6 protein-coding genes are annotated in these 5,472 nt (G+C 58.0%); 3 read left to right on the top strand and 3 right to left on the bottom strand.

Annotation, left to right across the window (positions count from 1 at the left end; translation table 11 throughout):
* Positions 1-12: 12 nt before the first annotated feature.
* From efp to lolA, 3 genes are all read left to right on the top strand, one after another.
* Entirely contained in the window at positions 13-570 is a 558-nt protein-coding gene (gene efp / locus VEZ52_RS02930) for an elongation factor P (protein WP_022658729.1), read from the top strand.
* Between the two features lie 90 nt (positions 571-660).
* The gene (locus VEZ52_RS02925) at positions 661-3,102 is read left to right on the top strand and encodes a DNA translocase FtsK (RefSeq protein WP_414649499.1); all 2,442 of its coding nucleotides are present in this window, start codon (positions 661-663) and stop codon (positions 3,100-3,102) included.
* A 40-nt stretch (positions 3,103-3,142) separates the two neighbouring features.
* Positions 3,143-3,814: an outer membrane lipoprotein chaperone LolA gene (gene lolA, locus VEZ52_RS02920; protein ID WP_324835458.1), complete on the top strand. Its 672-nt coding sequence runs from the start codon at positions 3,143-3,145 to the stop codon at positions 3,812-3,814.
* A gap of 69 nt (positions 3,815-3,883) precedes the next feature.
* On the opposite strand, the gene VEZ52_RS02915 is transcribed toward lolA, so the two are convergent.
* The 3 genes from VEZ52_RS02915 to VEZ52_RS02905 form a co-directional block, all read right to left on the bottom strand.
* A complete protein-coding gene (locus VEZ52_RS02915) occupies positions 3,884-4,336 on the bottom strand; it encodes an acyl-CoA thioesterase (protein ID WP_324835457.1) in 453 nt (150 codons plus the stop codon).
* Between the two features lie 205 nt (positions 4,337-4,541).
* Positions 4,542-5,075 (bottom strand): HyaD/HybD family hydrogenase maturation endopeptidase, encoded by a 534-nt coding sequence (hybD, locus tag VEZ52_RS02910; protein ID WP_324835456.1) that lies wholly within the window; start codon positions 5,073-5,075, stop codon positions 4,542-4,544.
* Positions 5,076-5,202: 127 nt separating this feature from the next.
* Positions 5,203-5,472 (bottom strand): cytochrome b/b6 domain-containing protein (locus VEZ52_RS02905; RefSeq protein ID WP_324835455.1); only part of this gene is annotated, 270 nt, incomplete at its 5' end.

Raw genomic sequence — 5,472 nt, 5'->3', positions numbered from 1 at the left:
TTAGGAGGACAAATGTATTCTACCACAGACTTTCGCAAGGGTCTGAAGATCGAAGTCGAAGGCACCCCTTACGAAATCGTTGATTTTCAGCATTTCAAGCCCGGCAAGGGTGGCGCTATGGTTCGTACCAAGCTGCGCAACATCCTTACTGGCCGCATGCAGGATATAACCTTCCGTTCCGGTGAAAAAGTCAACAAGCCCGATCTGGAAACCCGCGACATGCAGTTTCTGTATCGTCAGGACGATGACCTTATCTTCATGGACATGACCACCTACGAACAGCTCCAGATGCACATCACCACCACTGATGGCAAGGAAGGCTTTCTTAAGGACGGTCAGGAATGCCGCGTGCTGCTGTACAAGGGCAGCCCCCTTGATATCGACATCCCGCTGAGCCTTGTGCTTGCGGTTGTTGAAACCGAGCCCGGCGCCAAGGGCGACACTGTCAGCAACGTCACCAAGGCTGCCAAGCTTGAAACCGGTATTTCGGTTCAGGTGCCCATTTTTGTCAACGAAGGCGATCGCATCAAGGTTGACACGCGCACCAAGGAATACCTGGGCCGGGAATGATGACCGGTTCGGGAGGGTAGCCCTACGGACGCCCATAAATTCAGCCGCGAGCTTCTTGGCCTTTTTCTTATCTTCTGGGCGCTGTTGCTTTTGCTCAGCCTGCTCAGTTTTGACGCCAACGACCCCAGCCTTAACCATGTGGTCAGCGGTGTTGTCAAGGTAAAGAACAAGGCTGGCCTTTTCGGCGCGTACACTGCAGGTTTTCTTAACGACGTGTTTGGCGTGGCCGCCTATCTCTGCCCACTGGTTTTCGGTGCGCTGGGTGCGGCCTACGTTTCTCCTTCGTATAGCCTGCACTGGTCGCGCTGGCTTGGCTTCTTTTTGCTTACCGTCTGCCTGCTTGTCATAGGTTCCGCTTCGGATATCACCCTTGGCGACATGTGGGGCGGCGGTATGGTGGGCAATGCCCTGCACCTCAATGCCAGCCGATATCTGAGCCCTGGCGGTTCAGCCCTGGTGTGGATATTTGTGGCGCTTGTGGGCATGCAGCTTGCGGGCAACATCTCATGGTTCAATGTGGCGGCGCGTGTGCTGCACTGGGCGCAGGCTCGGCTTGCCGCCCGTGCGGGCAACGCAACCGGGCCTGTCGTTGCAGCAAGCCCCGCAGAAGGCGAAGAGGGCAAGCGGCGTTGGTCGCTTCTTGATCTGCGCCTGCCGTCCATGGAGTTCTGGAAGCGCTGGCGCGACCGCCTTGGCAATATTCAGCCCACGGCTGACTCGCTGCCAGATGTTTTTGAAGAACAAAAAAACAAAGCGGCCCGTCCGCAGGCAAATGAACCAGCGGCACCACGCCCGGCAGCACAAGTGGATGCTGACGATCCCTTTGCCGTGGCGGTAGACATTAACGGCATGCCCATTTCGCCTGCTGTTTCTGCAGGTGCGGCCTATGCTGACGAGCAGGGGGGCAATGCCCCGGCCCATGATCCCGTACATGACGCGGCCCATGATTTGGCTCAGGATGACGCGGCACATGCTGCCCCGCCTGCCGCTTCTGCCCCGAACACTGGCGGCAAGGCTGCCAGTGCTGCTGCACCCGCTGCCGAAGCTCCCAAAAAGCAGGGTGGCCTGACCGGGCTGCTTTCTGGCATGACAGGCCGCAAGGCCGCCATTCCGCTGCCGGGTCTTGAACTGTTGGCCCCGCCTGTCAAAGTGCCGGGCAACAACAATAAGGAAGACCGCGAGGCACGTGGCAAGGCCCTTATTGCCTGCCTCAAGGATTTTGACATCCAGAGCGAGCTTGTGCATGTCACGCCTGGGCCTGTGGTCACCATGTATGAGGTGCGTCCGGCTCCCGGCATCCGCGTGAGCCGCATCGCCAACCTCAGTGATGACCTGGCGCTGGCCCTCAAGGCCGTTGCCGTGCGCATTCAGGCACCCATTCCCGGTACGGACACGGTGGGTATTGAAATACCCAACGACAACCGTGAAACCGTCAATTTCAGGGAGCTTGCCGCTTCTGAGCCTTTCCGCAAGGGTTGTGGCCCCCTGACCATGATTCTGGGCAAGGATATCGCGGGCAAGCCCATCATGGCCGACCTCACGCGCATGCCCCACCTGCTTGTGGCTGGCGCTACGGGCGCGGGCAAGAGCGTCTGCCTTAACGGCATTCTTATCAGCCTGCTGTACCGCACCCAGCCCAAAGACATGCAGCTGTTGCTGGTTGACCCCAAGCGCATTGAAATGGCCGTGTATGCGGATGAACCGCATCTGGTGCATCCTGTGGTCACGGAAATGAACGAGGCCAAGAACGCCCTTGATTGGGCCGTGCACGAAATGGACCGCCGATACGAAGCCATGGCGCGCCTTGGTGTGCGCAACGTGGCCGGGTTCAACCAGAAGCTGGCCGCTTGCAAAAATGATCTGCCGCCGGATTTTGCCGATCTTGAGCCTCTGCCATATCTTGTTGTCGTTATTGACGAACTGGCAGACCTCATGATGACCGCCGCCCGCGAGGTGGAAACCAGCATCGTGCGCCTTGCGCAGTTGGCCCGCGCAGCCGGTATTCATATGATCCTTGCCACGCAGCGCCCCAGCGTGGATGTGGTGACAGGGCTCATCAAGGCGAACTTTCCGTGCCGTATATCCTTTCAGGTTACGTCCAAGCACGATTCGCGCACCATCCTAGATCAGGTAGGCGCAGAACATCTGCTTGGCCGTGGCGACATGCTCTTCAAGCCCAGCGGCGGGCGCTTGCAGCGTCTGCACGGCCCCTTCCTCAGCGATGAAGAAGTGCAGGCTGTGGTGGCCTACTGGAAGCGGCAGCTCAGCCCCTCCTACAAGGTGGACTTTGCCCAGTGGGGGCTGGACTCTGTGAGCGGCGGCGGTAGCGGTGGTGGCGGCGATGCCGCGCAGGATCCCCTGTACGGCGAAGTGCAGGCTTTTGTGAGCGAGCAGGGGCGTGCATCCATATCTCTGGTGCAGCGCCGCTTCAAGATCGGTTTCAACCGCGCTGCGCGTCTGGTTGAACAGCTTGAGCACGACGGCATCATCGGCCCGGCAGACGGCAGCAAGCCGCGCGCTGTGGTCAAATAAATCAAACAGCACAACTGGCGGCTTATGCCGTGGAGGTGTTATGCGCATAAATGGCATGCTGGCCCTGGCGGCCGGGCTTGTTCTTCTTGTGGCTTCAGCCGCGCAGGCTGCGGATATAGCGTCGACAATCCAGGCGCGGTATGAAAAGCTGCGCACGTTTTCCGCCACGTTTGAGCAAACGCTGACCCACAAGGAAAGCGGCTCGGTGGAGAAACGGCAGGGCAACCTGCTGTTCCAGAAGCCCCTGCTCATCCGCTGGCAGACAGATAAACCCCATGAAGAAACCCTTGTGGTAACGCATAAGGAAATTTGGGATTATCTTGCGGATGAAGAAATTGCCTACCGCTACCCCCTGGAGCTTGTGCGTGATTCACGCACCATTATTCAGGTCATCACCGGGCAGGCCGCGCTGACCAAGGATTTTGACGTCAAGGAAGCCGGACAGGAAAATGGCCTCGCCAAACTGCACCTCTACCCCAAGGAACCCGCCCCGCAGATGGTTGAGGCGCTTTTGTGGGTTGAGCCTTCCACCGGCTATATCCGCAGGGCCAGCATTATTGACTTTTACGGCAATTCCAACGACGTGCGTTTTACGCAGTTCAAGCCCGACGCCTCGCTGAAAGAATCAGACTTCACCTTTACCGCGCCCAAGGGCGTGGAGGTTGAAGACCGCATTGATCGCAAGGTGCAGGAAAAAGAACTCTTTAAATAAGCTCATTACGACACAACAAAAGGCCGTGGGGTTGCAAACTCCACGGCCTTTTGCTGTCCTTATGAAAGGCTACACGCACAAGCGCCGGAATACGCCCGGCGCGTCTTCGTCCACTATGGGAAAAGACTCCTGTAGCTCGCCCGGCACACTGACAGGTTTGCCGCTGGTCATATCAATAAAGACCCACTGGGTTTCCGCCTCGGCAAGCAGGGCTTTTTCCTTTGCATTCCAGAAGACATAGCGGCGCAGGCTACGGCGCGAAGCGTAGGAGGCAATCCATGTGGCGGCGGTTATCACATCACCCAGAAAAGCCGGGCGCTTGTAAGTGATGGTGTGCTGGCGCACCACCCAGCCCTGGCCGATGCTTTCGTACCGCTCCATGGGCCAGCCGCAAACGGCGGAATGCGCAACCGCCACATCCTGCATCCAGGCCACATAGCGCAGGTTGCTGACGCGACGCTGCATGTCGATATCATCCGGCCCAACCGTGATCTGCTGCGTGTATATGTTGATCTGAGCCATGTGTCCTCCGCATTTGTGATGGCGCAGACAATACCCCTTGCAGCTAAAAAATAAAAGACACGCGGGCTTGCGTTAATTTTGCCCGCGTGTCTTTTGCTTGATAAGTACAGGTTGTTTCAAATTTGTCAGACCACTGCGCTTGTCGAGCAATCAGGCAAGCCGTTTGTTAGTACATGCTGCCACCAGCCTTGCTGCTTTGTGCGCCCTACACGCAGCCCTGAACAAGGCTGTCGAGCACGGCAGCGGAAAGGTGGCGCGGCTGCGCCCGCAACTGAGGGTCAATGCCCCATTGCCGCAGCACATCCAGCGCCATGCTTTGCGCTGCCTCAAAACTTTCACTGACCGGAGTGGACAGGGGTGCTGCCAGGGTCATGGCCGCCGGTTGCACGCCAATGAGGGCGCAGTGCTCCGGGGCAGTGCCGCGCAGGGCGGCAAGGCCCATCACTTCCGAAAAGCTGTTCTGGTGTGGGCCAATCTTTTGCGCTGTCAGGTATGCTGGCACGTTGTCGCGCAGCACCAGCTCGCCCGGTTCCAGCCCAAAATCTACCGCATCCAGCACCAGCAGCTTGTCGGCCCGTTCCACATAGGTCAGCAGGGTTTGCCCCTGGGTGCCGCCGTCCACAACTTCCACGTTTTCAGGAAAATCCCAATGGGCGTAAAGCCGTTGCGCCAAAAGTACGCCAAAGCCTTCATCGCCGTACAGAATATTGCCAAGACCAAGAATGACGATCTGTTCCATGAGATTTCCGTGCACCTTTGCGGCTGTATTGCCGCTTTTGGCGTCAACAAACCACGCTGGCTTGTTTGTTATCTGTTTGGCGGCCCGGATGGGCCGCCAAACATTACTCTCAGTTTACATCAGGTTGCTACTGCTTGCGGCGTTCGCGGAAACCGCTGAACATGGACGAAACCAGGGTGGTCTTGCCCATGATTTCTTCGCGTATGACCATGTACAGGTGCACGGTCACAAAGGTAATGAGCAGCAGCATGCCCAGTCGGTGCAAGCTGCGGGTCATCTGCCCGTTGCCGCCAAACCAGTTGTTTATCCAGTCCTGCACAAAGGTGAAGAAGTGGATAAACGGCACGTGGCTGTCCTGCGCGTACATGCCAAGGCCCGTGAGCATGATGACAAGCAT

It is taken from the genome of Desulfovibrio sp. (assembly GCF_035644575.1).
In the GTDB taxonomy this organism is placed as follows: domain Bacteria; phylum Desulfobacterota; class Desulfovibrionia; order Desulfovibrionales; family Desulfovibrionaceae; genus Desulfovibrio.
Note: the sequence above shows the minus strand (reverse complement) of the source record. Positions and strands in the feature narration are given on the sequence as shown.

Excerpts from the sequence above, each read along its gene's own strand:
- VEZ52_RS02915 (WP_324835457.1), bottom strand. The coding sequence starts at position 4,336 with ATGGCTCAGATCAACATATACACGCAGCAGATCACGGTTGGGCCGGAT.
- lolA (WP_324835458.1), top strand. The coding sequence starts at position 3,143 with ATGCGCATAAATGGCATGCTGGCCCTGGCGGCCGGGCTTGTTCTTCTT.
- hybD (WP_324835456.1), bottom strand. The coding sequence starts at position 5,075 with ATGGAACAGATCGTCATTCTTGGTCTTGGCAATATTCTGTACGGCGAT.
- efp (WP_022658729.1), top strand. The coding sequence starts at position 13 with ATGTATTCTACCACAGACTTTCGCAAGGGTCTGAAGATCGAAGTCGAA.